A 25,362-nucleotide genomic window follows, 5' to 3' on the forward strand; every position below is an offset into this window, starting at 1 on the left:
GGTAGGCTCGGCCGGTCGGCGACGGCTGGCGGACAGTGAGGAGTGACCCCGGATGACGACGCCCGGCAACAACGGCGCGAACACCCCCGAGGACGACGATCCGTTCGGCTACCTGTACGAGGACGGGCAGGCAGCAGGTGCCAACCCGCCCCGCACCGGCGGCGGCTACGGCTACCCGGGTCCGACGGTGGGGCAGCAGCAGCCCGGAGTCCCGAGGACGTCGTACAACCAGGTGCGCACCGTCGGTGAGCGCCAGTACGGACAGATCCCGCAGCAGCAGTACCAGGGCCAGTACCAGGGACCCCCGCAGCAGGCCCAGCCGATCCCGCCCCAGCAGTACGGGCAGCCGACCGCGCAGTACGCGGCCCCGGAGACCTACCCCGGCGGCGCCCCGCCCCGGCAGGGTCCGCCCCCGCAGCAGAACGGCGGTGGTGGCCGCGGCCCCAACACCAAGGGGCTGCTCATCGGCGCGGTCGCCGTGGTCGCGGCGGTCGTCATCGGCATCGCCGTGGCGCTGGCCAGCAACGGCGACAGCAAGGACAAGAAGGACGACGCCGCCAAGCCCGGCAGCTCCACGTCCGGTCAGCCCGCGACGCCCAGCACCGACCCCTCGCCCTCGGACTCCGCGCCCGCCGCCCTCCCCAAGGGCGACGCGGCGACGCTGACGCTCGGCGGCCCCGCTCAGGTCGGCACCAACGTGCCCGGCGCGAAGGGCACCGGCGGCGCGTTCGTCGGCAACTTCAACAACGTGGGCGCATCGGTCACCTGGAAGCCCACCGTGCAGAAGGCTGGCTCGTACCGGCTGTACCTGCGTTACGGCATCCCCGGCACCGACGCGAGCGCGACGATAACGCTCAACGGCAAGCCCGAGTCGCGCCCCATGAACATGAAGAACTTCGCGAACTCCCCGGCGGGCGACTGGGCCAAGGGCTGGCAGAGCACGTACGCCATAGTGCAGCTCGACAAGGGTGCCAACGAGATCAAGCTCTCCTGCGAGCAGGGCAACCAGTGCAACGCCAACATCGACCAGTTCTGGCTGGTGTCCGGCTCCTGAGGCCCGGCTCCTGAGGCCCGGTTTCTGAAGTCCCCCGCGAAACCCGCTCGGTTCAGTGCGCGTGCTCGGTCACGCGCACCGAGCCGAGCATTTTCGTGTACGCCTCCGCGTCGAACTCGCCCGCCGTGGGCGCCAGTACGGTCGCCGCGGACAGCGCCACCGCGCGCGTCAGACGCCCCGGCCAGTCCAGACCCTCGACCAGGCCCGACAGCAGACCGGCCACCGCCGAATCGCCCGCGCCGGTCGGATTGCCGCGCACCGCGGCCGGCGGGGCCGCCTGCCACAGCCCGTCGGGTGACGCGGCGAGCAGGCCCTCCGCGCCGAGCGACGCGACCACCGTGCGGGCGCCGCGTCGGCGCGCGTCACGGGCCGCCCGCAGCGGCTCCCGCGAACCCGTCAGCTGGGCCAGCTCGTCGGCGTTGGGCTTGGCCAGGTCGGGCCGGGCCGCGATGCCGCGCCGCAACGCCTCGCCGCTGGTGTCCAGGAGCACCGGCACCTTCGCGGTACGGGCCTGGCGCACCAACTGGGCGTACGCGCCGACCGGAAGCCCCGGCGGCAGACTCCCGCACAGGGCCACCGCGTCGGCGCCGTCGAGCAGCCCTCCGTACGCGCGGAGGAAGGCCTCCCACTCGGCGGGCGACACCAGCGGGCCCGGCTCGTTGAACTGGGTCGTGTCGCCCGTGGCCGCGTCGACCACGGCGATCGTGCGGCGGGTGGCGCCCGCGACGGGGACGAGCGCGTCGACGGGCGCGAGCCCGGCGAGCAGCCCGCGCAGCACCTCGCCGCTCGGGCCGCCCGCGAAGCCCGTCACCACGGCTTCGTGGCCGAGCGCGGCGAGCACCCGCGCGACGTTGAGGCCCTTGCCGCCGGGGCGCTCCGTGACCTCCTCCACGCGATGGCTCGCGTGCGGGACGAGGGCGGGGACGCGGTAGGTGAGGTCGAGTGCGGTGTTCAGCGTGACGGTCAGAATCACGGGGTGATCATGTCAAACGGACGGCGGCAGGCCCAGCCCCCGGACCCACCGCCCCGCTCATGTCGCACGCGCCCACCCGACCCGATGCGGCCGGGGCCGCTCAGCCGAGCTTCGGCTCGACGACCCAACTGCCCTTGCGTAGCACGCCCTTGACGGCGAAGGAGGCGTCCAGGACCACCAGGTCGGCGTCCTTGCCGGGTTCGAGGGAGCCGACCTTGTCGTCGAGGCCGAGCAGCCGGGCCGGATTGGCGGAGATCGCCCGCACGGTGTCCTCGACGGAGAGCCCGTCGACGGTGACCGAACGCTGGAAGGCGCGGTCCAGGGTGAGCGTGGAGCCCGCGATCGAGCCGCCCTCCACGAGCCGGGCCACGCCCTCCTTGACCTCGACCTCCAGTGGGCCCAAGTGGTAGAGCCCGTCGCCGAACCCGGCCGCGTCCATGGCGTCGGTGATGAACGCGACCCGGCCGGCACCCTTGTGGTGGAAGGCGAGTTCGAGGGCGGCGGGGTGCAGATGCGTCCCGTCGTTGATCAGCTCGACGGTGACCCGCTCGTCCTCCAGGAGGGCCGCGATCGGACCCGGCTCGCGGTGGCCGAGCGGGGGCATCGCGTTGAAGAGGTGGGTCGCCACGGTGGCGCCCGCCTCGATCGCCTCGACGGTCTGCTCGTACGAGGCGTCGGTGTGCCCGATCGCCGCGATCACGCCGTGCTCGGCGAGGAGGCGTACGGAGTCGAGGCCGCCGGGCAGCTCGGTGGCGAGCGTGACCATCTTCGCGGTGCCGCGCGCCGCGTCCATCAGCTTGCGGACCTCGGCCGGGTCCGGGTGGCGCAGCAGACCCTCGCTGTGCGCGCCCTTGCGGCAGGGCGAGATGAACGGGCCCTCGAAGTGGATGCCGGCCAGGTCGCCCTGCTCGACCAGCTCGGACAGCAGCCCGGCGCGCTGCGCGAGCACGTCCATCTCGCCCGTCACCGTGGAGGCGACCACGGTGGTGGTGCCGTGCAGCCGGTGGGTGTGCACGCCCTTGAGGACGTCCTCGACGGTGCCGTTCGTGAACGAGGCGCCGCCGCCGCCGTGGTTGTGCATGTCGACGAAGCCGGGGACCACCCAGTGGCCCGACAGGTCGAGGGAGGGCGCGTCGGCGGGGGCCGAACCGGAGACGGAGGTGCCGTCGACGATCACGCGTCCGTTCTCGACGACCCCGGTCGGGAGGACGACACGGGCGCCGGAGAGAACAAGCGATGCGGCCATCAGGCGGTTACCTCACTGGAGTCGGTGTCGGTGTCGGTGCGGGTGTCCGTGTCGGAGCCGGTGGATCCGGTGTCGGATTCGGTGCCGGAGGCGCCGGTCAGCGTGGTCCCGGCGACCAGGTCCCAGGCGAGCAGGCCCGCGCCCAGACACCCGGCAGTGTCCCCGAGGGCCGCCGGAACGATCTCGGGCAGCTTCTGGAACGTCACCCGCTCCTGGACGGCGGCCCGCAGCGGTACGAACAAGGTTTCCCCGGCTTCGGCGAGTCCGCCACCGATGATCAGCACCCGGGGGTCGAGCAGGGTGAGCGCGGTGACCAGGCCGTCGGCGAGCGCGTCGATGGCGGAGTGCCACACGGCGAGCGCGCGGGGGTCGCCGGATTCGACGGCCTTGGCGCAGTCGGCCGCGTCCGCGTCCGGGTCGCCGCTCGCCTCCGCCCAGGCCAGCGAGACGGCGGAGGCGGAGGCGAGCCGCTCCAGGCAGCCCCGCTGACCGCAGGGGCAGGCGACGCCACCGGGGCGTACGACGATGTGGCCGATCTCCCCGGCGAAGCCGTGCGCACCCGGCTCGACCCGGCCGTCGATGCCGATGGCGCCCGCGATCCCGGTGCCGAGCGGCACGAACAGGAAACGGTCGGTGCCGTTGCCCGCGCCGATGCGGCCTTCCGCGAGCCCGCCGGTGCGTACGTCGTGGCCGAGCGCGACCGGTACGCCCCGCAGCCGCTCGCTGAGCAGACGGCGCATGGGCACATCGCGCCAGCCGAGGTTGGCCGCGTACGTGGCGATGCCGTTCTCGGCGTCGACGATGCCGGGCACGGCGACGCCGGCCGCGACGGCGCTCTCGCCGAAGTGCTCCTCGCCGTACGCCCGCAGCTCCGCCGCGAAGTCGAGGATCGACTCGACGACGGCGTCGGGCCCGCGCTCCCTTCCGGTGGGCCGGCGCGCCTCGTGGAGCAGCTCAGGCGGGCCCGGGGGATGACCTCCGGGCAGCACGCTTCCCGCCCCGACCAGGGCGGCTTTCATCCCGGTGCCGCCCACATCCAGGGCGATGACGTGTCTCACGGGTGACAGTCTCGCGCCAAGACCACCTAAAGGTCTAGTCCACTCGCGGTGCGCGCGTGGCCCGCCCGCCGGATGGGGCAGAAAGCGCTTTCCCCGCCGAAAGTTTCCCAATGTACCCTTGCACCGGGCGTTGCGGAAGCGATATGCGACTGGTGTAGACCTCAAACCCCCGAATGAGGGAACATCGCAGCTCAATACAGGACGTCACGGGGGACCGACTGGATCCGCGAGGATCACAACGAGGGTGGGATAGCGCGTGCGCAGGCGCTTCTTGGGCTTGACCGCGGCGGTTGCCGCATTCGGCATGACGGCAGGGCTCTCGGGATGCGGCGGCGGGAGCGGCTCCGGTGACGTCACCCTCAAGCTGGTGGCCGCCGACTACGACATAGCCGGCGGCAACACGACGAAGACGTACTGGCACAACGTTGTCGACGCGTTCGAGAAGAAGAACCCGGGCATCAAGGTCGACGTCCAGATCTTCTCCTGGGACGTGGTCGACGCCAAGGTCGCCGAGATGGTCAAGGCGGGCAACGCCCCCGACATCGCGCAGATCGGCGCGTACTCCGACTACGCGGCCACCGGCAAGCTCTACAGCGCCGACCAGCTGCTCTCCATCCCCGTCGAGGCCAACTTCCTCGCGCCGCTCGCCGACGCGGGCAACGTCAAGCGCGTCCAGTACGGGCTGCCGTTCGTGGCCTCCACGCGGCTGCTCTTCTACAACCAGACGCTCTTCGACCAGGCGCACATCAAGCCGCCCACCACGTGGGCCGAGCTCGCCTCCGACGCAAAGGCGCTCAAGGCCAAGGGTGTGAAGACCCCCTTCGCGCTGCCGCTCGGCAGCGAGGAGGCGCAGGCCGAGACCATGATGTGGATGCTCAGCGGCAACGGCGGCTACACCAACACCGTCGACGGCTACGACATCGACTCGCCCGAGAACATCCAGACCTTCGAGTGGCTCAAGTCCAACCTCGTCGAGCCCGAGCTGACCGGGCCCGTCGCGCCCGGCAAGCTCAACCGGCAGGACGCGTTCGACGCGTTCGCGAAGGGCGACGTCGGCATGCTCAACGGCCACCCCTCCCTGATGGAGGAGGCCAAGAAGAAGGGCATCAAGTTCGGCATGGTCCCGCTGCCGGGGCAGAACGGGCCGGCCAAGGCGACGATGGGTGTCGCCGACTGGATCATGGGCTTCAAGCAGGGCGGACACCGGGCGCAGATAGGCAAGTTCCTGGACTTCACGTTCTCCGACGACAACGTGCTGAACTTCGCCGACCAGTACGACCTGCTGCCGTCCACGGTGTCGGCGTCCTCGGCGATGGCGGCCGACCCCAAGCACAAGGAACTGAAGTCGTTCCTGGCGGCGCTCCCGACGTCCGAGCTGCCCCCGGTGGGCAAGACGTCGTGGCCGAAGGTGAGCGAGACGGTGAAGAAGAAGATCGGCTCGGCGCTGACGCCCGGGGGGTCGCCGAAGTCGGTCCTCCAGGACATCGCGAAGGTGGCGACGGACGCGGACAACGCGGAGTAGCTCGCGCGGGGGTGTCACCCCCCCGCCTCCCGTGCGGCGGGGTCACCGGTGCCGGCCCCCCTGGGGCTCCGCCCCAGACCCCGTTCGCGCGTTTTCCCACCCACCTCCCGTGCGGCGGGGTCACCGGTGCCGGGCCCCCTGGGGCTCCGCCCCAGACCCCGTTCGCGCCTGAAGGGCGCTCGTCCTCAATCGCCGGACAGGCTGGGTATGCCGATGCCGCCCGGCACCGAGCAGTCAGGGGCGCGGGGAACTGCGCGAGGTGGGCTGGGTATGCCGATGCCGCCCGGCACCGAGCAGTCAGGGGCGCGGGGAACTGCGCGAGGTGGGCTGGGGTGGTGCATGCCGCCGGGCACCGGGTAGTCAGGGGCGCGGGGAACTGCGCGAGGTGGGCTGACGATGTGCATGCCGCCCGGCACCGGATGGTCGAGGGCCGCACCCCGCACCCACGCCCGGCAGCCGTACACCCCACCCCCGGAGGGTCTCGGGAAGGGGCGGGGTGGGGAAGCTACCGTGGGGCCCATGACCGACGAGGACAGGGACAGGGACAGGGGCAGGGGCAGGGGCAGGGACAGGAGCGGCGAGGACGAGGGCGAGGCCACGGCCATGGAAGCCGCCCCGGACACCCCCCGGGACACCCCGGCCGCCGACCCCACCCCCCTCGACCCCCGCACCCAGGCCGTACTCCGCATGGAACGCCACCCCTGGCCCACCCCCGGCGCCAAGGAACGAGCCATCCGTGAGGAACTCGCGATGTCCCCCACGCGCTACTACCAGCTCCTGAACACCCTCCTCGACGACACCCGCGCCCTCGCCCACGACCCCGTCACGGTCAACCGCCTCCGCCGCCTCCGCGAAGAACAACGCACCCGCCGCTGACGGCATCGGCCCCGCGACCGGCACCCAGCCCCGCTGACGCGACCCAGCCCCGCTGACGCGACCCCGCCCCGCTGACGCGACCCCGCCCCGCGACCGGCACCCCGCTCCGGAACGGCCGCGCCCCATTGCGCCACACGTGCGACCCACCCCACCCCGCACCACCCCGATAGGGTCACCCGCATGGGACGTCACACGGAACCTCTGCCGACCCCCGCCACCCAGGCCGGCCGCGACGGTCTCGCCGCGATCGTCGCGCGGCCCGAGCGGGCGGTCGTCGCGCTCGACTTCGACGGCACGCTCGCCCAGATCGTGGCCGACCCCGAGCAGGCCAGGGCCCATGCCGACGCCGTACCCGCCCTCGCCGCCCTCGCCCCGCACGTCGCGTCCGTCGCCGTCATCACCGGCCGGCCGGCCGGCGTCGCGGTCCGCTACGGCGGCTTCGCGGGCGTAGCCGGCCTGGAGCACCTCGTGGTCCTCGGCCACTACGGCGCCGAACGCTGGGACGCGGTCACCGGCACCGTCCGCACCCCCGCCCCCCACCCCGGTGTCGCCGCCGCCCGCGCGGAACTCCCCGGGGTCCTCGACACCCACGGCGCCTGGCGCGGCACGTGGATCGAGGAGAAGGGGCAGGCCGTCGCGGTCCACACCCGCCGGGCCAGCGACCCGCAGGCCGCCTTCGAGGCCCTGCGCGAACCCCTCGCCGACCTGGCGACCCGGCACGGCCTGGTCCTCGAACCCGGCCGCATGGTCCTGGAGTTGAGGCCCCCCGGCATGGACAAGGGCGTGGCGCTGGAGGCGTACGTACGCGAGGTGGGCGCCGAGGCGATCCTGTACGCGGGCGACGACCTGGGCGACCTCCCCGCGTTCGCCGCCGTCGAAAAGCTCCGCTCCGACGGCGTGCCGGGGCTGCTGGTCGCAGCAGACACGGTGATCGAGGAACTGGCGGAACGAGCCGACCTGCAACTGAACGGCCCGGCGGAGGTAACAGCCTTCCTGAAGACACTGGCCACGCAGCTGTAACCCCCAAGCAACCGGCATCGCCCGCACCCTCCAGGGGTTCAGCTCCTCCGGCCCCGCCGCGCGGGCGGGCGGGTGGGCGAACCCCCTAACCCCCTAACCCCCCAGCCCCTCCAGCTGCTCCAGGAACCACCGCCGAGGCACCAACGCCGTCCCCGCGGCAGCAAGCCGCTTCGTCCGCTCCGCCCGCTCGTCCTCGCCCATCGTCAGCCCGGCGTGCAGCGCCTCCGCCGTGCCCGTCACGTCGTACGGGTTCACGACGAGCGCGTCCGCGCCGAGCTCCTCGTACGCCCCCGCCTCGCGCGACAGGACCAGCGCGCACCCCGCGTCCGACACGACCGGCACCTCCTTGGCGACGAGGTTCATGCCGTCGCGTACCGGGTTGACGAGGGCGACGTCCGCGAGCCGGTACGCCGCCAGCGAGCGGGCGAAGTCGTCCTGGACGTGGAGGACGACCGGGGTCCAACTGGCTGTGCCGTACGTCGAGTTGATCTCCTCCGCGACCCGCGCGACCTCCGCCGTGTACTCCCGGTACACCGTGAGGTCCTGCCGCGAGGGGTAGGCGAAGGCCACGTGAACGACCCGCTCGCGCCACTCGGGGTGGGTGTTCAGAAGGTGCCGGTAGGCGTGCAGGCCGCGCACGATGTTCTTGGACAACTCGGTGCGGTCGACCCGCACGATCGTCTTGCGGCCGGCCCCGATCTGCTCGCGCAGCGCGATGATCCGCTCCTCGACGTCCGGCTGGTGCGCGCGCTCGCGCAGGAAGTCGCCGTCCGCGCCGAGCGAGTGCACCGCGATGTCCGTCTCGCGCACCTCCCCGCCGGGCCCGACGTGCCGGAACCGGCGCCGCCCGTCGCCGGCCGGGCTGACCAGGTCCGCCTCGCCCTCCAGGGTGACCACGACCGAGTCCGTGAACGCCGAGGCCCACCGCCAGGTGAGGAAGCCGAGCCGGTCCGCCCCGAGCATCCCCCGCAGCAGCTGCCGCGCGATGTCGTCGGGGAGCATCCGGAAGTAGTCCACCGGCGCCCACGGCGTGTGCGAGAAGTGCCCGATCCTGAGGTCGGGGCGGAGTTCGCGCAGCATGCCCGGCACCAGCGCCAGGTGGTAGTCCTGCACCAGGACGCGCGCCCCGTCCGCCGCCTCCGCCGCGAGCGCCTCGGCGAAGGCCCGGTTGTACGTCTCGTACGACGCCCACTGCCGCCGGAACTCGGCGTCGAAGACCGGTTCCAGCGGCGTCTGGTACAGCATGTGCTGGACGAACCACAGCACCGAGTTGGCGATGCCGTTGTAGGCGTCGGCGAAGACGCCCGCGTCGATGTCCAGCATCCGGACACCCTGCTCGCCGACGCCCCGCCGCACCGCCTCGCGGTCGCCGTCGCTGAGCGCCGCGCACACCCACACCGACTCCACGTCGGAGCCGATCGCGCTGAGCCCGGAGACGAGGCCGCCCCCGCCCCGCCTGGACTCCAGGGAGCCGTCCTCCTGGAAGACGTACGAGACGGGGCCGCGGTTGGACGCGACGAGGACCTGAGCCCGGGGGGATGTGTGCGCGGTGACCATGGTGCGGAACCTAGCCCGCCCCGCAATACCTCAAACACGCGTACGCCCGTACCACCGCCAGATCCAGCCGCGCCGCGCCCGCCCGCCGGCTATGCCGCCCGGTGCACCTGGTACTCCTCGACCTCCCGCATCGGCGGGCGCTCCTCGGTGTCCACCGCGTACGTACGCGGTACGAAGCCGTGCTCGCCGCGCTCGAACTGGGTCAGCTCGGGGCGTACGAGATGGCCGCGGGACAGCCGCAGCTGCGCCGTGCGGTAGATCGCGGCGGCCATCCGGCCGAGTGCCTGCCCGTCCTGGTGGCGGTGCTTGCGCACGCCCACGTCCACCTGGGCCAGCGCGTCGAGCCCCACCGTGTGCAGCGCGTCGACGAGCAGCGCCAGCTCGACCCCGTACCCGACGGGGAACGGCAGCCGCTCCAGGAGCGAGCGCCTCGCCGCGTACTCACCGCCCAACGGCTGGACGATCCCGGCCAGTTGGGGCCAGTGCAGGTTGAGCAGCGGGCGCGCCACCAGCTCGGTGACCCGGCCGCCCTGGCCCGCCGCCGTGCCGAGCGGCCGGTCGTACATGGCCTTGACGAAGTCGACGTCCGGGTCGGTCAGGAGCGGCCCGACGATGCCGGAGACGAACCCCGTGTCGAAGTCCTTGAGGTCGGCGTCGACGAAGCAGACGATGTCGCCGCCGGTCACGAGGAGCGAGCGCCACAGCACCTCGCCCTTGCCGGGCAGCGCGGGCAGCCGCGGCAGGATCGCGTCGCGGTGCACGACGCGGGCGCCGGCGGCGGCCGCGACCTCGGCCGTCCGGTCGGTGGAGCCGGAGTCGACGACGACCAGCTCGTCGACGAGCGGCACGGCGTCGGTCATCAGCTCGCGCCGGATCGCGGCCACGATGTCACCGACCGTGCCCTCCTCGTCCAGCGCGGGGAGCACGACACTGACCGTGGTTCCCGTACGGTGTTTCGCGGCCAGCATCCGCTCCAGCGGACGCTCGGCCGCGGACCAGGAACGCCTGCTCAGCCAGCGTTCCACCTCTTCCAGCACGGTCGTCGGCCTCCTCGTGTGATCCATCTCGCGGTTCGGACGACTATCTCAACCGTCCGGGGCTTCGGTTACAGTCTTGAACAACGCGCAGGACCGTCGCATGCCGGGGGTCCCCGCGCCGACAATCGAATACCGCTCATCCAGAGGGGCAGAGGGAAACGGCCCGTTGAAGCCCCGGCAACCCTCCAGTCGGTTCTCGTCGATCGCATCGATCAACACACGAGGCCACCGGCTAGGGAAGGTGCCAAATCCGTCTCATGGCGAGGTTCGTCATGAGGAAGATGAGGAGAAAGGGCCTCCCCTCCATGTCTGCACAGACTGCCGAAACCCGCACCACCGCCGAGACCACTGCCGGCACCCCCGTCGATCTCGGTCCGGCGTCCGGGCTTTCCTGCCGCGAATGCGGCCAGCGTTTCGAACTGGGCCCGATCTTCGCCTGTGAACTGTGTTTCGGACCGCTCGAAGTGGCGTATGACCTGCCGCTCGGCGACCCCGAGGCGCTGCGGAAGCAGATCGAGGCGGGCCCCGAGAACATCTGGCGTTACGCGCCGCTGCTGCCCGTCCCGGCCGACGTGGCGGACAAGCCGAACCTGAACCCCGGCTTCACCAAGCTCGTCAAGGCCGAGAACCTGGCGCGCGAGCTGGGCGTCGAGCCCGGCAAGCTGTTCGTCAAGGACGACTCCGGCAACCCGACGCACTCCTTCAAGGACCGCGTCGTCGCCCAGGCCCTCGAAGCCGCCCGCGCCTTCGGCTTCACCACGCTCTCCTGCTCCTCCACCGGAAACCTCGCCGGCGCGGTCGGTGCCGCCGCCGCGCGGGCCGGCTTCCGCTCCTGCGTGTTCATCCCGCACGACCTGGAGCAGGGCAAGGTCGTGATGGCCGCGGTGTACGGCGGCGAGCTCGTCGGCATCGAGGGCAACTACGACGACGTGAACCGCTTCTGCTCGGAGCTCATCGGCGACCCGCTGGGTGAGGGCTGGGGCTTCGTCAACGTCAACCTGCGCCCGTACTACGGCGAGGGTTCCAAGACGCTGGCGTACGAGATCTGCGAGCAGCTCGGCTGGCGGCTCCCCGACCAGCTGGTCATCCCGATCGCCTCGGGCTCCCAGCTCACCAAGATCGACAAGGGGCTCCAGGAGCTGATCAAGCTCGGCCTCGTCGAGGACAAGCCGTACAAGATCTTCGGCGCCCAGGCCGAGGGCTGCTCCCCGGTGTCGACCGCCTTCAAGGCCGGCCACGACGTCGTGCGCCCGCAGAAGCCGGACACCATCGCCAAGTCGCTCGCCATCGGCAACCCGGCGGACGGCCCGTACGTCCTGGACATCGCGCGCCGTACCGGCGGTGCGGTGGAGGACGTGAACGACGAGCAGATCGTCGACGCGATCAAGCTGCTCGCCCGCACCGAGGGCATCTTCGCGGAGACCGCGGGCGGCGTGACGGTCGGCGTCACGAAGAAGCTCATCGAGGCCGGTCTCCTCGACCCGTCGCTCACCACGGTCGTGCTCAACACCGGTGACGGGCTCAAGACGCTGGACGCGGTGGCCGCCACGTCCCAGGCGACCGCGACCATCCGTCCGAGCCTGGACGCCTTCCGCGACGCGGGCCTGGCCCACTGAGCCACCGCTGACGACGCGGGCCGGCCCACCGGGCCACCGCCGATCCTGAACGACGAGGAGCACCGAACCATGAGCGTGAACGTCCGCATCCCCACGATCCTGCGCACCTACACCGGCGGCAAGGCCGAGGTCGCCGCCGAGGGCGCGACCCTCGCCGAGGTCATCACCGACCTGGAGAAGAACCACACCGGGATCGCCGCGCGCGTCCTGGACGACCAGGGCAAGCTGCGCCGCTTCGTGAACGTGTACGTCAACGACGACGACGTGCGCTTCGAGCAGGGCCTGGAGACGGCTACGCCCGACGGCGCGGGCGTCTCGATCATCCCGGCGGTGGCGGGCGGCTGACGCCCCCTCTCCGTTCTCAGCAATATGGAATTGCCCCCTCCGCATAAGAAGCGGAGGGGGCAATTCAACATGGTTGAGCGGGGTACAGTTGGGGAAGCCCCTTCGCTTCGAGCGCTGAGCGCATATGAGAACGCGACAACATGGGGTCAAAGTGTGAGAGCCCTTTGCGCCCTAAGTGCGCTTTGCCCGGCCCGACTTGCCCCGGAATGTTGAATTGATGGCATTCCGCTCCCTGAGTGCGCCCGGAATTCTCGTCCGATTGACCTGTTGCAGAGGGCAGTTGGGCAGATACATTCAGCCGCGGTCGACGCGTTCCGGCGCACACCCTCTCCTGTCGGAGGGTGCAGGTCTGACCCGGGTCCGCGAAGTGTGGCCCCGTGCAAGGGCCAGTAATAGGGGAGTTAGGCATGGCTCAGGGCACCGTCAAGTGGTTCAACGCGGAGAAGGGGTACGGCTTCATCGCGGTCGACGGTGGTGCGGATGTTTTCGTCCACTACAGTGCGATCCAGATGGACGGTTACCGCACCCTTGAAGAAGGTCAGCGAGTCGAGTTCGAGATCTCGCAGGGCCAGAAGGGTCCACAGGCGGACATGGTCAAGCTCGCCGTCTGATCTCGGCGCGATCGGCCACCGACGCACTCACGCATGAAGGGGACCACCCAAAAGGGTGGCCCCCTTCACGCATCCCGGCCTCTCTCCCCACTCGGCGCGGGAGCCCGCATGGGGGCGCAATGGCCGCGAGCGCCGGGTGCCTGACGGGGGGCGCGAGGCTGCAACACGTGCGCGGCTGCACCGCGGTGGGCGCGAGCGCCGGGTGCCCTAGTGGGGGCGCGGGCACGGTCCGCAGGCGTACGCGGGGTGTAGGGGCGCGGGGCTGTGACATGTGTGCGGCTGCGCTGCGGTGGGCGCGATGCTGGGCGCCCTACTTAGGGGCGCGGGGCTGTGACATGTGCGCGGCTGCGCCGCGGTGGTCGCGATGCTGGGCGCCCTACTTAGGGGCGCGGGGAACTGCGCGAGACGTGGGCACGGTCCGCAGCCGAAAACGGCACGTCGAGGCGCGGGAACTGCGCGAAAGCGGCACGTCGGGGCGCGGGGAACTGCGCGAGCAGCGCCGCACGGCCCGCACCCGAGAGCGACCGGCGCCGCACAGGGCCACGGGGAACGCCCAGGCGAGGGCCGCCCGGACACCCGCCGGGGGCGTGGGGGCAGAGCCCCCCCCCAACCCCCGGGTAACCGGACAACCCCGGTAAGTGGAGGCCCCCGGTTCAAGAGACTCGCTTGCACTCGCAGGTGCCGAGTGCTAATCATTGGGCTTAGCACTCTCCGAGTGAGAGTGACAGAACTTGGATCGCGTCAGTGAGGTCCGCAGGCCGCGTGGGGCAAGGAACCACAAGGCCTGCAGGCCGTCCGTCGCGGGCACCGGCACGGTCCACGAAGAACGCCACCCCTGTCCGGGAGGACCACTTCACATGGCCAAGATCATCGCGTTCGACGAGGAGGCACGGCGCGGTCTCGAGCGCGGGATGAACCAGCTCGCCGACGCCGTCAAGGTCACCCTCGGCCCCAAGGGCCGCAACGTCGTCCTCGAGAAGAAGTGGGGCGCCCCCACGATCACCAACGATGGTGTTTCCATCGCCAAGGAGATCGAGCTCGAGGACCCGTACGAGAAGATCGGCGCCGAGCTGGTCAAGGAAGTCGCCAAGAAGACGGACGACGTCGCCGGTGACGGAACGACCACCGCGACCGTCCTCGCCCAGGCCCTGGTGCGCGAGGGTCTGCGCAACGTCGCCGCCGGCGCCAACCCGATGGCCCTGAAGCGCGGCATCGAGAAGGCCGTCGAGGCCGTCTCCGCCGCCCTCCTGGAGCAGGCCAAGGACGTGGAGACCAAGGAGCAGATCGCTTCGACGGCCTCCATCTCCGCCGCCGACACCCAGATCGGCGAGCTCATCGCCGAGGCGATGGACAAGGTCGGCAAGGAAGGCGTCATCACCGTCGAGGAGTCGCAGACCTTCGGGCTCGAGCTTGAGCTCACCGAGGGCATGCGCTTCGACAAGGGCTACATCTCGGCGTACTTCGCCACCGACATGGAGCGTATGGAGGCGTCGCTCGACGACCCGTACATCCTGATCGTCAACTCGAAGATCAGCTCCGTGAAGGACCTGCTCCCGCTCCTCGAGAAGGTCATGCAGTCGGGCAAGCCCCTGCTGATCATCGCCGAGGACGTCGAGGGCGAGGCCCTGTCGACCCTGGTCGTCAACAAGATCCGCGGCACCTTCAAGTCCGTCGCCGTCAAGGCCCCGGGCTTCGGCGACCGCCGCAAGGCCATGCTCGGCGACATCGCCATCCTCACGGGCGGCACCGTCGTCTCCGAGGAGGTCGGCCTCAAGCTGGAGAACGCCGGTCTCGACCTGCTCGGCCGCGCCCGCAAGGTCGTCATCACCAAGGACGAGACGACGATCGTCGACGGCTCCGGTGACAGCGACCAGGTCCAGGGTCGCGTCAACCAGATCCGCGCCGAGATCGAGAACAGCGACTCGGACTACGACCGCGAGAAGCTGCAGGAGCGCCTGGCGAAGCTCGCCGGCGGTGTTGCGGTCATCAAGGCCGGTGCCGCGACCGAGGTCGAGCTCAAGGAGCGCAAGCACCGCATCGAGGACGCCGTTCGCAACGCGAAGGCGGCCGTCGAAGAGGGCATCGTCGCCGGTGGTGGCGTGGCCCTGCTCCAGGCCTCCGCGGTGTTCGAGAAGCTCGAGCTCGAAGGTGACGAGGCGACCGGCGCCAAGGCCGTGAAGCTGGCCCTGGAGGCTCCGCTCAAGCAGATCGCCGTCAACGGTGGTCTCGAGGGCGGCGTCATCGTCGAGAAGGTGCGCAACCTGCCCGTCGGTCACGGTCTGAACGCCGCGACCGGTGAGTACGTCGACATGATCGCCGAGGGCATCATCGACCCGGCGAAGGTCACGCGCTCCGCGCTGCAGAACGCCGCCTCCATCGCGGCGCTCTTCCTCACCACCGAGGCCGTCATCGCCGACAAGCCGGAGAAGGCCGCTGCCGGCGGCGCCCCGGGCGGCATGCCGGGTGGCGACATGGACTTCTGATCCTCAAGGATCAGTAGCTCAGGCTGAACGCCGAGGGCGGCACTCCCACACAGGGGGTGCCGCCCTCGGCCGTTTTCGGGTTCGGAAATGCGAACTCGGAGGGTGGTGCTGGCTCCATGGTGCGGGCCCATCGGCGGCGTTACGTTGGTGATCAGAGGGGACGGCCGCGGGGCCCCGCCCCCAACTGACGTATACGCGGGGGACGCAATGACCAGCACCACCCACACCACCCACACCACCCACACCACCCACACCACCCACACCACCCACACCGCTCACCACCGCCGACGACGCATCGGCACGGTGGCGGCGGCAGCCACCCTCACCGCGCTGACAGCGGTGACGGCAAGCGCCTGCGGCCCCTTGGACTCCACGACCTTCAAGGACGACGCGACGGTCAAGGCCCCGATCACCGCGGTCCGTATAGACGGCACGTCGGACGGCTTCCGCATACGAGGAAAACAGGGCCTGACCAAGCCGACGGTGCACCGCGAGGTCACCTACCGGGGCAAGAAGAAGCCGGACGGCGCGACTTACCGGGTGGAGAACGGCGTGCTGATCCTCGGCGGCTGCCCGGGTCACTGCTCCGTGGACTACACGGTCGATGTCCCCGCCGGCATCCCGGTCACCGGCTCCACCAAGGCCGGAGCCATGAACCTCTCCGCGGTCGGCACGGTGAAGGTGTCCGCCGACGACGGCCAGATCGTGGTGAACGGCGCGACGGGCCCGGTCGACGTCCACACCACCAACGGCGCGATCAACGCGAAGGGCCTGAAGGGCACGGGCGTCACGGCGAGGGCGTCCAACGGCTCGATCACCCTGACCCCCGCCACGGTCCAGAACATCACGGCCCAGACCTCCAACGGCAGCATCGCCGTGACCGTGCCCCCCGCCAAGTACCACGTAGTGGCGAGCAACCAGAACGGCGACAAGAAGCTCGCCCTACCCGACGACCCGTCCGCGCCGATCCAAGTGAACCTGACCACGGACAACGGCGACATCACCCTGAAGTCGGCCAAGTAACCCCCACGAACCCGGCATCTCCCGCCCCACATTGGCCAGTTTCCGTCGCTCTTCGCACTGGTACGACTGTGAACTGCAATTACCCCTGGTTAGAGTTGCGGTGAGATAAGAGCTGTACGGGGGAGGGTGTTGTGGCACCGAGCGAGGACAAGGGCGCGTCGCAGTCGTCGCCTTGGCCGTTCAACGTGCTTGAGGTGGCGCAGGCGGCAGCCGGCGATGTAGTCACGGAACTGTCGTCCTTCACGACGTTCCAAAAGCGCGTGGACGAACTGATCCGCAACCTGAAGGGCTCACCGGCGGCCCCGGGCGAGGTAGGCCAGGAACGCCTGGCACGCGACCAGTTCGGCGGCGGCGCGGGAGCGTTCACCGAGGCATCGGGCCTCTTCACGTCCTACGAGACAGTGATCACCGAACTGGAAACCCTGTCGGGCCTGCTGTCGGACTCGATAGAAGGCATGGGCATCGCGGTCCTGGCCTCGCACAAGGGCTACCAGAACATCGACGCGGACGTACGCAAACGCATGGCGATGATCAGCACGGAGACGAAGAAGCATTACGGGGGCGACTACGACCCGGCTTCCACACACCCGAAGAGCGACCCGAAGCCGTCGCGTGGCCGAGCCGGAGGAGACCTCTGATGGGCGGCAGCACCCCCTTCGAAGGCATGAGCCACGAAGCGATGCTGGCCTGGCTCGACCAGGCGAACAGTGGCACGGTGCAGGGCGCCGCCGACCGCCTCGCGGCCGCGGCCAAGGAGATCCGCAAGATCGCGGAAGACCTGAAGATCCGCCCCCAGTGGGTGGAGTGGAAGGGCGACGGCGCGGACGCGTTCCGCACCTGGAGCGCCGATCTAGCCAACGCCACCCTTCGCCTTGGCGACTTCAGCGAGGGCTCGTCCACGTGGCTGGGCCACGCCTCCGACGCCATCGCCTCGGCCCAGGCAGCCATCCCCCGCGACAAGCCGGGCGCGCAGGCCAACCTGGACGCGGCGAAGGCCGCCCACAACGACCCGGACGCGGCAGCGATCAGCCGGAAGTCGACGGGTGAACTGGCGGCCTTGGCAGCGGACAAGGAAAAGGTCCGCCAGGAAGCCGTCGCCCAGATGCGCAAGCTGGGCCAGGCGTACCAGCAGTCTGCGACGCAGATGAACGGACTGGAGCGGCCGAAGTTTCCGCCACCGCCGCAGTCGATTACGCCGGAGGACGACCGGTCGCTCCGTCGTAACGAGGTCGGTCTCGGCCCAGGAGGTACCGGACAGGGTCCTTCTTCCTCTGGCTCAACCACCGCGGCACGTTCAGCACATGTAGAAGCGTCGGCCTCTACCGATTCCAATCAGCCGCACCACTCGGGTTTCGCCTCACCTGAGCGCCCTGTTATGGGGGACGTGCCGAAGTCGGCGCGGACGGATGTCGACTCGGTGGCCACGTTGGCGCCCGCTGTACACACGCAAGGGCCCGCCGGAAACCCGCCAGGGCCGTCCGCGGGCGGGGAGACCTCAGCAGTGCGGATGCCGCCGCCGCTCTTCGGCGGAGGGTTGAGCGTGCCACCCACCCCAGCCGGCTCGCAACGGCCAGTAGTCGGAAAGGGGTCTCTTGCGGGACCGGGGCAGAGCGCGTCGGGTCGTAACTCTGTGCGCATACCGGAGGGGGGCCCCGGCATCACAGGTGGCCGCCCCGTTCCGGCGCCGCAGGGACGGACAGGCGGTGGCATTCCCAGGGGAACGGTCGTTGGGGCTGGAGAAGCGGCAGGCCGTGGCGCGACGGGGACGCCTGTGACCGGAGGTGGTTCGGTCGGACAGTCGGCGGGCCGGCCGGGAGCGATGCCCGGCCGCGGTTCCATGGCTCCGCGTAGCGGCGTGAGTGGCGGAAGCGCACAACAGTCGGGGCGTGCCGGTACTCGCTCCGTATCGTCCGGCGCGGCCACAGAGCGAGGAGGCGTCTCGGGCGGTCGGCCGGTTGTCGGGAATGCGAGTGGCACAGCTCATGGTGCTGGGCGGCCGCCCAGCGATTCCCAAAAGAGGCGTTCGCGACGTGAGACTAACGGGGCTGGGCCCGGCTACCTCGTCGAGGACGATGAGACGTGGCTGAGGGATGATCCACGCGTTGTGCCGCCGGTCATCGACTGATGCGTTCAAGAAAGGCTCGAGGGAAGCTCATGCCAACGAGGTTGGTTCAGCGACGCAGGCGCGAGGTCGCTTCGGTATCGATGCTGTGTGGCGTGTTGCTGGTGGGAGCCGCGAGTGCCCCGGCTTGGGCGGAGTCGACACGCGAAAAGCAGTGGTTCCTTGATGCCATGAAGGCCGATGAGATGTGGCGTACCAGTAAGGGCACAGGCGTCACTGTCGCCGTGATCGACTCAGGCGTCGACTCGAGCAATCCTGATCTACTCGGACAAGTTCTGCCGGGAAAGGACTTGTCGCAGGGGCAGCCGGGCGATGAACATACCGACTATAACGGTCACGGCACCAGCATGGCTGGGCTGATCGCTGGCACGGGCGCACGTGATGGTGGGAACGGCGCCTTTGGCCTTGCCCCAGGCGCAAAAATTCTCCCGATTCGTATGCCTAAATCAGGTGAAACGAACCAAGCCGAAGGCGATAAGCGGTTCAACGAGATCGCACCCCAGGCGATTCGCTACGCAGCCGACCAGAACGCGAAGGTCATCAACATCTCGCTGGGGAGCGCCGTAGGTTCGCCTCGACTGGCGGCTGCCGTGAAATACGCACTGGGCAAGGGCTCGTTGGTGTTCGCCGCCGTCGGGAACAGCGGTGACAGTGGCAACGGCGTGGAGTACCCCGCCGCGACACCAGGAGTGGTGGGCGTGGCGGCGGTTGGCAAGGACCTTCACGGGACTGCATGGTCGGAATACGGCCCCCAGGTGGACATGGCCGCGCCTGGTGTCGAAATGGTCCACGCTTGCGGGGGAAAGACCGGGCTCTGCAAGAGCGAGGGCACCAGCGACGCCACGGCCCTGGCCTCCGCCTCCGCCGCCCTGATCTGGTCCAAGCACCCGGAGTGGACCAACAACCAGGTCCTACGCGTCTTGGTGAACACGCTCGGCGGCCCCACCGACGGTGCCAAGCGGAACGATTCGATCGGCTTCGGGTTGGTCCGCCCCCGAGTGGCTCTGAAGACTCCAGGCGACCCCGGCCCGGCGAACGTCTACCCGTTGCCGGACCCTCCCCAATCAGGGGAATCCGCCGCGCCCGCAACACCGAGCCCGGCCGGCGCCCCGGCCAAAGCGGACGCGCCCCAGGCCGAGAAGGCCGACAAGTCCAATACTTCGCTCTTCGTCTTCCTGGGCCTGGGTGCGCTGGGGCTCGTAATTGTGCTTATCGGCGTCTGGACCCTGCGCAAGCGTCGCCAGCAAGCGCTAACAGACCAGGTCCAGCCAGCGGGTTGGGGCCCAGGGGCGGGATGGCCGGAGCAACAGAACCGAGATCGGACAGGTAGCCACTGATCGACTGATGCGTTCAGGAGAGGTGCGAGGAAAGCCCATGCCGTCGAGCGCGGTTCGGGGGCGCACACGTGGGTCCGTCGCGGCATCGGCATTGTGCGGGCTATTGCTGGCGGGATCCACGAATACGCTGGCTTGGGCGGAGACGACGCGCGAGAAGCAGTGGTTCCTTGCCGGCATGAAGGCCGATGAGATGTGGCGGACCAGCACCGGCAAGGGCATTACCGTTGCGGTCATCGACACTGGCGTTGACCGGAACAATCCTGATCTGGTCGGACAGATCCTGGCGGGCAAGGACTTCGCCGATGGTGAGCCCGGAGACGAGTACACCGACTATGCCGGTCACGGCACCGGCATGGCAGGTCTGATCGCCGGAATGGGGGCTGCCAACAGCGGAAACGGCGCCTGGGGTCTGGCTCCCGGCGCGAAGATCCTCCCGATCCGCATGCCGAACGCAACCAAGGACGCCAATCAGGCTCAGAGTAACGAGCGTTTCAACAGGACCGCTCCCGAAGCGATTCGCTACGCAGCCGACCAGCACGCGAAAGTCATCAACATCTCCTTGGGGACGGGGAGGACCGAGGGTTCGCCGCAACTGACTGCTGCGGTGAAGTATGCCTTCGACAAGGGTTCGTTGGTCTTCGCAGCGGTGGGTAACTCTGCTCAGGTGGACAACGAGGTCGAGTACCCCGCCGCTACACCAGGTGTGGTCGGCGTGGCTGCGGTGGGCAAGGATCTTCACGCGACTGCCGAGTCCGAATACGGCTCCCAGGTGGACCTCGCCGCGCCTGGCGACGACATGGTGCACGCTTGCAAGAGTGAGACCGGCCTGTGCAGATCTCACGGCACCAGCGACGCCACAGCCCTAGCCTCCGCCTCCGCCGCCCTCATCTGGGCCAAGCATCCGGAGTGGACCAACAATCAGGTGCTGCGGGTCATGCTGAATACGATCGGCGGCCCTACAGATGGTGCCAAGCGGAACGATTCCATCGGATACGGGATCGTCCGCCCCCGCATCGCGCTGACGAACCCCGGCGACCCCGGCCCGGCGAACGTCTACCCGTTGCCGGACCCTCCGCAATCAGGGGCATCGACCGCGCCTGCGAAAACGCCCGGCCCGGCTGCCGCCCCGGCGGAGGCTGCTGCGTCGCACCAGGACGGGAAGGGCGGCGGAGTCGCGACAACTCCGCTTTTCCTGGCGGGTGTTGGTGCGCTCGGGGTCGGGATGGTGTTCTTCGGGTTCCGGTCCCTCCGTAAGCGCCGTAGGTACAGCGCTACGGCCCAGGCGCATGCACCTCAGCCGGGTTGGGGTCCTGGGGCCGGATGGCCGGAGCAGCAGGATCGCGGGCGCCCGGGGAGTTAATAGGGGCCGACTGCCGAGTTCGATTGGGAATCGGGCTTGCCGGCCGAGGTCAAGGCGGTGACGGCGCCCCGTACGGGACCCAGCGCGGCGGTGATCCGGTCGTGAGCCGGTCAGGTCGCGAGGTGGCCAATCAGCGAGCGGGCCAGTCGGCGAGCGAGGCAGTCGGTGAGCGGGCCGGCGAGCGGGACCGAGGCCCGCATCCGCGGCGCTCTCCGAGGCCCCGCATCCGCAGTACGCTCCGAAGGACCGTATCCGCGGCGCTCTCCGAGGCCCCGCATCCGCAGCACGCTCCGAAGGACCGTATCCGCGGCGCTCTCCGAGGCCCCGCATCCACGACGCTCCCCAAGGCCCCGCATCCGCAGCACGCTCCGAAAGCCCGCATCCACGACGCTCCCCAAGGCGGCCCCGCATCCGCGGCACGCTCCGAAGGGGCCCCTATCCGCCCCCCCCGAGACAGCGGATGTCCGGGCAGCCTCCGCCGGGGTCAGAAGGTTCCGTAGTAGCCGGTCATGTCCGCCTCGGGGCAGGTGATCGAGCCGATCAGGCAGGCAAGGCCCGCGCTCTCCAGCTTGAAGACGTCGGTGACCTGCCCGCCGTCATAGATGTAGATGTAGTGGCTCGGTGCCTGGCGGGTCGAGCCGGACCGGATGGTGTAGTTGCCGCTCGTGGTCAGGTCCATGGTGAGGGCGCCGTCGATGGCCCCGTGAACCCCGGCCACGCCCTCGCAGAAGGGGTTGCTGGCGTGCATGACCATCCGCACGTCCACGTAGTCGCTCCCGGAACCCAGCTTCTTGACCTCCAGGTCCTCGTCGCTGGCGGTCCGCACCGCGGTGGGCGTGACGGCGCCCTTGGCATACACCACGGATTCCCCGATGTCCGTGTTGGGCGTCATGGACTTGTCGCTCCAGTCGATGGTCGCGTTGAGCGCCGCGCGGTAACCCGATGCCCTCCAGTCGAAGCCGTGCCCGTCACCGGCGAATTCGTAACCGTCGCCGAAATCGCAGCCGACCGCCGGGGCGTCGACCCTGGCCTGTGGGATGAACGCGACCCAGGTCAGGGTGGTCGTCGGAGCAACCTCCGCGGCTTGGGCCTGGGCGACGGCCGCCTTGCTGAGCCCCGCCGCCGACCCGGAGGCGGGAACGGTGACCTTCAGGCCGTACAGCCGCGCCTCAGGATCGCCGCCCGCGGGAAGGAGCGGGGCCACCCGGTAGTTGTGGACGGAGCCCGGCTGCACCTGCGTGTCGCGGAAGGAGACCACCCCGGCGTCCAGCCGTGCCAGCTCCTTGCCGTCCCGGCTGATCACATAGCGCGCCTTCGGGGCGTATCCCTGCCAGGACAGGTCCACGAAGGAGCTGCCGGCCGCTGCGGTGGCACCCTCGCGCGCGCTGGAGCGGTTGACGACCGCCATCTCTCCCGAGGGCGCCCGCAGCACGCCGAACCCGTGTCTCTTCATCACCTTGCCGTCCGAGCTGTCGGCTGGGACTCCGGAAAGGTCCGTGAGCCGACCGGAGTTCACCTCGGACAGCGAGAACGCCGGTGTGGGCCGCGGGCCCCGGTTTCCTGCGGGAGCATCGGCGGCAGGCGCGGGGGTGGCGAGGCCCGTGAGGACGGCCCCTGCGGCTATGCCGGCGATGGTCAGTCGGATGCCTGTCTGCATGATGCGTCTCCTCCGTCGCGAATGGGCGTCAATGACCCTAGAAACAGCTGCATATGCGACGTCACTGACTCATGGGGCAGCGCCCCGAAGGGCAGTTCCCCAAAGGCCACTTGACTTCCGCGCGGGTGACAGGATGCCGACGCGCGGCGCCCCGGCCGGGCTACAGTGGCGGGACGATCTTCGCCGCACCAGGAGCACGGGGCTCTGTCGGGGAACCGCGAAGACCGCAGAAGGGCCCTGACCCATGGGCGGGCAGTCAGAAGCGAGTGGTGTGCCCTGCGCCTATCTCCGGACCGGAACAAGGCCGGTCAGAGGGATGGGCGGGCTGGAGAGACTCACCGGCCGCGAGAAGGAGGTCCTTCTCCTCGTGGGGACGGGGGTGGCGAACCGCCAACTCGCCCGAGAACTCGGGATCGCCGAGCGCACGGTGAAGGCGCATGTCGCGCGGATCGCCGAGAAGCTCGGACAGCAGACCAGACTGCAGATCGCGCTGCTCGCGGTGGCGGGACACGGCGCGCTGTGCGTGGACGCGTCATGTGTCCACGCCTCTCCGGCACAGCCGGACGAGTTCGATGACGCCGGCCCCGGGCGGATGCCGGAGGGCCGGGCGAGCCGTCGAGGGCCCAGGTCAGCCGGTGAAGGAAGCCACGAGGAAGACCGGCCAGGCGAGGCCGAGGCATCCGGTGACGAGACCGATCGCGCACTGGACCCGCTTCGTCCTGCGCCCCAGGCCGAGCAACGCGAACGTGATCGCGAGGGCGGCGGCCAGCAGGGGAAGCGCGATCCCCACGACGCCGGAGAACATCCCGGCGGCCAGTCCGACCGCACCGAGGACCACGGACACGGGCCCGTAGGCAGTCGCCGGGCTGTCATCGGGTCCGGAGGTCACGTCACGGCTCCTTGCTGAGACTTGCCACGGGATTGAGCAGCGTCACGTTCTCGCCGCGTGGCGACGGCAGTTGGTGAAGGCCAGTTGTTGAACGGCAGTCGGCAGTCGGCAAACGGCGAGGTCGGGCGGGGCACGCGCCCCTGATGACGACATCAAAAGCCGCCCTCATTGTCAATGATTGACTACTGGGCGCCCGGATGAGCACCATCTAGGCGGCTGCGGCGCCCACGTCCCCAAAGCCAGGCGGCTCTCAGCGAGTTGCCAGCGCCAGCCATAGCGATTGAGGAGTAGAAGATGCGACAGCAGTCCAGACCCACCCGGACCGCTCCCCCCTCGGGCCGCACCGCGATGCGCCGAATCCGGAGCGTCGTTGCGGCGGGTGCCCTTGCGGCGGCGCTGATCGCGGCCGCTGCGCCGGCGGCGTCCGCCTCGACGGATTCACAGGTCGGGGTCACCAGCGACCTGTATCCCGCGGTGCGGGAGATGAAGGGCGTGATCGAGTCGCTGTACTCGTTCACGCCGTTCACGGCCAACGCCACATCGCAGACCGGCGGGTACTGGAACAATTCGGCGATCGATACGTCGACGATGCGCGGGATCACATCGGGGCACCTGGGTCAGCAGTTGCGTTCCTCGGGTCCCTACGCCACGTGTGATCCGCTGTCGTCGAACAACTGCGCCGGTGGGCCGTTGCACATCGACGCGTTCTTCGGGGACCAAGACGACGTGGACGCGGTCATCCCGGCCAGCGACGGCGGGACGTGCGTGGCGAGCGTAGGGGTCGAGTGCAACGGCCTCGTCAGCAGCAAGCACGCCGTCGCCATCGGGAGCCTGGTGATCTACAGCTGCAGCGGCCGATGGGCGGGTTCGACCAAGGGTGACGACCCGTCCAACGGCGGCACTCCGCGGCTCGCGTTCGGCGCGGACGTCACCGGCAGCGGCAACGGCAAGCCGCAGTCGACCCGGTGCGACGCCGCGCCGATCCCCGGGGGTGGGCCCGCGACGATCCCGGGTGTGGTGACGTGGCTGGCGACGAGCGGCCACCGGGTCGCGGTCGCCGACCCGGCGACCGACCCGTACGGTGCGGCCTCCAAGCAGGCCCTGATCCAGAACGGGTTCACGTGGACCGCCGACGGGCCGGGGCAGAACGTGTTCATCGGAAGCGCGTGTGACATCGCGGGCACGGCGTGCAAGGTCCGCCTGGAGGCGGGCACCAGTCAGGTGCGGGGCGCGGTGACGGCGAACGCCGGGGGGAACACCCAGCTGGGTCTCGTCGCGAAGTCGAACATCGTGCGCGTGAACTGGACCTCCGGTCCGCGGAGCGGCACCACGGGCTACGACCCCAACACGTGGTCCACGGTCGACCCGCGGGCGTACTCCGGATACGGGGACATCGAGCTCTACGCCGTCAGCCTGACCGGCGGCAACCGGGGGGCATCGGACGCCTGGGACGCCCTGCTCAACAATAATTGGGACAGTCACACCACCATCCAGCGGATCCTTGCCTCCTACGGCTACTAGCCCGGGGCACTGCCCGGTGTGAGATGAGCCGGCCCCCGCCCACGTCTCCATGACG

The 25,362-nt window shown here is 70.0% G+C and carries 20 protein-coding genes, 1 pseudogene and 1 riboswitch; of the genes and pseudogenes, 14 read left to right on the forward strand and 7 right to left on the reverse strand.

What is annotated here, in order from left to right; translation table 11 throughout:
* Positions 1–52 precede the first annotated feature (52 nt).
* Complete coding sequence (locus OOJ98_RS31865; RefSeq protein ID WP_267058578.1) at positions 53–1,054, forward strand: carbohydrate-binding protein; 1,002 nt, start codon at positions 53–55, stop codon at positions 1,052–1,054.
* A gap of 52 nt (positions 1,055–1,106) precedes the next feature.
* Here OOJ98_RS31865 and OOJ98_RS31870 read toward each other — a convergent pair whose 3' ends face one another.
* From OOJ98_RS31870 to OOJ98_RS31880, 3 genes are all read right to left on the reverse strand, one after another.
* Positions 1,107–2,027, reverse strand: coding sequence for a 1-phosphofructokinase family hexose kinase (locus OOJ98_RS31870; RefSeq protein WP_267058579.1), 921 nt, complete (start codon positions 2,025–2,027; stop codon positions 1,107–1,109).
* A gap of 100 nt (positions 2,028–2,127) precedes the next feature.
* The gene (nagA, locus tag OOJ98_RS31875) at positions 2,128–3,273 is read right to left on the reverse strand and encodes an N-acetylglucosamine-6-phosphate deacetylase (RefSeq protein ID WP_267058580.1); all 1,146 of its coding nucleotides are present in this window, start codon (positions 3,271–3,273) and stop codon (positions 2,128–2,130) included.
* Complete coding sequence (locus OOJ98_RS31880) at positions 3,273–4,331, reverse strand: ROK family protein (RefSeq protein ID WP_267058581.1); 1,059 nt, start codon at positions 4,329–4,331, stop codon at positions 3,273–3,275. Before OOJ98_RS31880 ends, nagA begins: the two co-directional genes overlap by 1 nt.
* Positions 4,332–4,635: 304 nt before the next feature.
* Here OOJ98_RS31880 and OOJ98_RS31885 point away from each other — a divergent pair, with 304 nt between their 5' ends.
* From OOJ98_RS31885 to otsB, 3 genes are all read left to right on the forward strand, one after another.
* Positions 4,636–5,853, forward strand: a complete 1,218-nt coding sequence (locus OOJ98_RS31885; protein WP_267058582.1) for an extracellular solute-binding protein — start codon at positions 4,636–4,638, stop codon at positions 5,851–5,853.
* Between the two features lie 603 nt (positions 5,854–6,456).
* Positions 6,457–6,729: a DUF3263 domain-containing protein gene (locus tag OOJ98_RS31890; protein WP_267058742.1), complete on the forward strand. Its 273-nt coding sequence runs from the start codon at positions 6,457–6,459 to the stop codon at positions 6,727–6,729.
* A 180-nt stretch (positions 6,730–6,909) separates the two neighbouring features.
* Positions 6,910–7,749, forward strand: a complete 840-nt coding sequence (gene otsB, locus OOJ98_RS31895) for a trehalose-phosphatase (protein ID WP_267058583.1) — start codon at positions 6,910–6,912, stop codon at positions 7,747–7,749.
* A gap of 93 nt (positions 7,750–7,842) precedes the next feature.
* On the opposite strand, the gene OOJ98_RS31900 is transcribed toward otsB, so the two are convergent.
* Both OOJ98_RS31900 and OOJ98_RS31905 read right to left on the reverse strand, forming a co-directional pair.
* Positions 7,843–9,306, reverse strand: a complete 1,464-nt coding sequence (locus OOJ98_RS31900; RefSeq protein WP_267058584.1) for a trehalose-6-phosphate synthase — start codon at positions 9,304–9,306, stop codon at positions 7,843–7,845.
* A gap of 89 nt (positions 9,307–9,395) precedes the next feature.
* Positions 9,396–10,343, reverse strand: coding sequence for a glucosyl-3-phosphoglycerate synthase (locus OOJ98_RS31905; protein WP_267058585.1), 948 nt, complete (start codon positions 10,341–10,343; stop codon positions 9,396–9,398).
* Positions 10,344–10,476: 133 nt separating this feature from the next.
* Positions 10,477–10,631, forward strand: a riboswitch (SAM riboswitch).
* Between the two features lie 17 nt (positions 10,632–10,648).
* Between OOJ98_RS31905 and thrC the strand changes: the two genes are divergently transcribed.
* The 8 genes from thrC to mycP (OOJ98_RS31945) all read left to right on the forward strand — a co-directional run bounded on the left by thrC (position 10,649) and on the right by mycP (OOJ98_RS31945) (position 21,240).
* Positions 10,649–11,959 carry a threonine synthase gene (gene thrC, locus OOJ98_RS31910; protein ID WP_267058586.1) on the forward strand — a complete coding sequence of 437 codons (1,311 nt, stop codon included), beginning with the start codon at positions 10,649–10,651 and terminating at the stop codon, positions 11,957–11,959.
* A 69-nt stretch (positions 11,960–12,028) separates the two neighbouring features.
* On the forward strand, positions 12,029–12,304 hold the full coding sequence (locus tag OOJ98_RS31915; protein ID WP_055514669.1) for a MoaD/ThiS family protein: 276 nt from the start codon (positions 12,029–12,031) through the stop codon (positions 12,302–12,304).
* A gap of 407 nt (positions 12,305–12,711) precedes the next feature.
* Positions 12,712–12,915: a cold-shock protein gene (locus OOJ98_RS31920; protein ID WP_005315736.1), complete on the forward strand. Its 204-nt coding sequence runs from the start codon at positions 12,712–12,714 to the stop codon at positions 12,913–12,915.
* A gap of 857 nt (positions 12,916–13,772) precedes the next feature.
* Positions 13,773–15,398, forward strand: a complete 1,626-nt coding sequence (gene groL / locus OOJ98_RS31925) for a chaperonin GroEL (RefSeq protein ID WP_267058587.1) — start codon at positions 13,773–13,775, stop codon at positions 15,396–15,398.
* 207 nt (positions 15,399–15,605) lie between these two features.
* Positions 15,606–16,421 carry a DUF4097 family beta strand repeat-containing protein gene (locus tag OOJ98_RS31930; protein ID WP_267058588.1) on the forward strand — a complete coding sequence of 272 codons (816 nt, stop codon included), beginning with the start codon at positions 15,606–15,608 and terminating at the stop codon, positions 16,419–16,421.
* A 131-nt stretch (positions 16,422–16,552) separates the two neighbouring features.
* A complete protein-coding gene (locus tag OOJ98_RS31935; RefSeq protein ID WP_267058589.1) occupies positions 16,553–17,059 on the forward strand; it encodes a hypothetical protein in 507 nt (168 codons plus the stop codon).
* A gap of 1,579 nt (positions 17,060–18,638) precedes the next feature.
* Positions 18,639–19,880 (forward strand): type VII secretion-associated serine protease mycosin, encoded by a 1,242-nt coding sequence (gene mycP / locus OOJ98_RS31940; RefSeq protein ID WP_323177955.1) that lies wholly within the window; start codon positions 18,639–18,641, stop codon positions 19,878–19,880.
* Between the two features lie 37 nt (positions 19,881–19,917).
* Entirely contained in the window at positions 19,918–21,240 is a 1,323-nt protein-coding gene (gene mycP, locus OOJ98_RS31945; RefSeq protein WP_267058591.1) for a type VII secretion-associated serine protease mycosin, read from the forward strand.
* A gap of 484 nt (positions 21,241–21,724) precedes the next feature.
* Here mycP (OOJ98_RS31945) and OOJ98_RS31950 read toward each other — a convergent pair whose 3' ends face one another.
* Positions 21,725–22,897: a hypothetical protein gene (locus OOJ98_RS31950; RefSeq protein WP_267058592.1), complete on the reverse strand. Its 1,173-nt coding sequence runs from the start codon at positions 22,895–22,897 to the stop codon at positions 21,725–21,727.
* A gap of 316 nt (positions 22,898–23,213) precedes the next feature.
* Here OOJ98_RS31950 and OOJ98_RS31955 point away from each other — a divergent pair.
* Positions 23,214–23,384 (forward strand): annotated as a pseudogene (locus tag OOJ98_RS31955) (LuxR C-terminal-related transcriptional regulator); the annotation flags it as partial.
* Positions 23,385–23,525: 141 nt separating this feature from the next.
* On the opposite strand, the gene OOJ98_RS31960 reads toward OOJ98_RS31955, so the two are convergent.
* On the reverse strand, positions 23,526–23,786 hold the full coding sequence (locus OOJ98_RS31960) for a hypothetical protein (protein WP_267058593.1): 261 nt from the start codon (positions 23,784–23,786) through the stop codon (positions 23,526–23,528).
* A gap of 294 nt (positions 23,787–24,080) precedes the next feature.
* On the opposite strand from OOJ98_RS31960, the gene OOJ98_RS31965 reads away from it, so the two are divergent.
* Complete coding sequence (locus tag OOJ98_RS31965; protein ID WP_267058594.1) at positions 24,081–25,307, forward strand: hypothetical protein; 1,227 nt, start codon at positions 24,081–24,083, stop codon at positions 25,305–25,307.
* Positions 25,308–25,362 lie beyond the last annotated feature (55 nt).

The organism is Streptomyces sp. NBC_00083 (assembly GCF_026343295.1).
GTDB lineage: Bacteria > Actinomycetota > Actinomycetes > Streptomycetales > Streptomycetaceae > Streptomyces.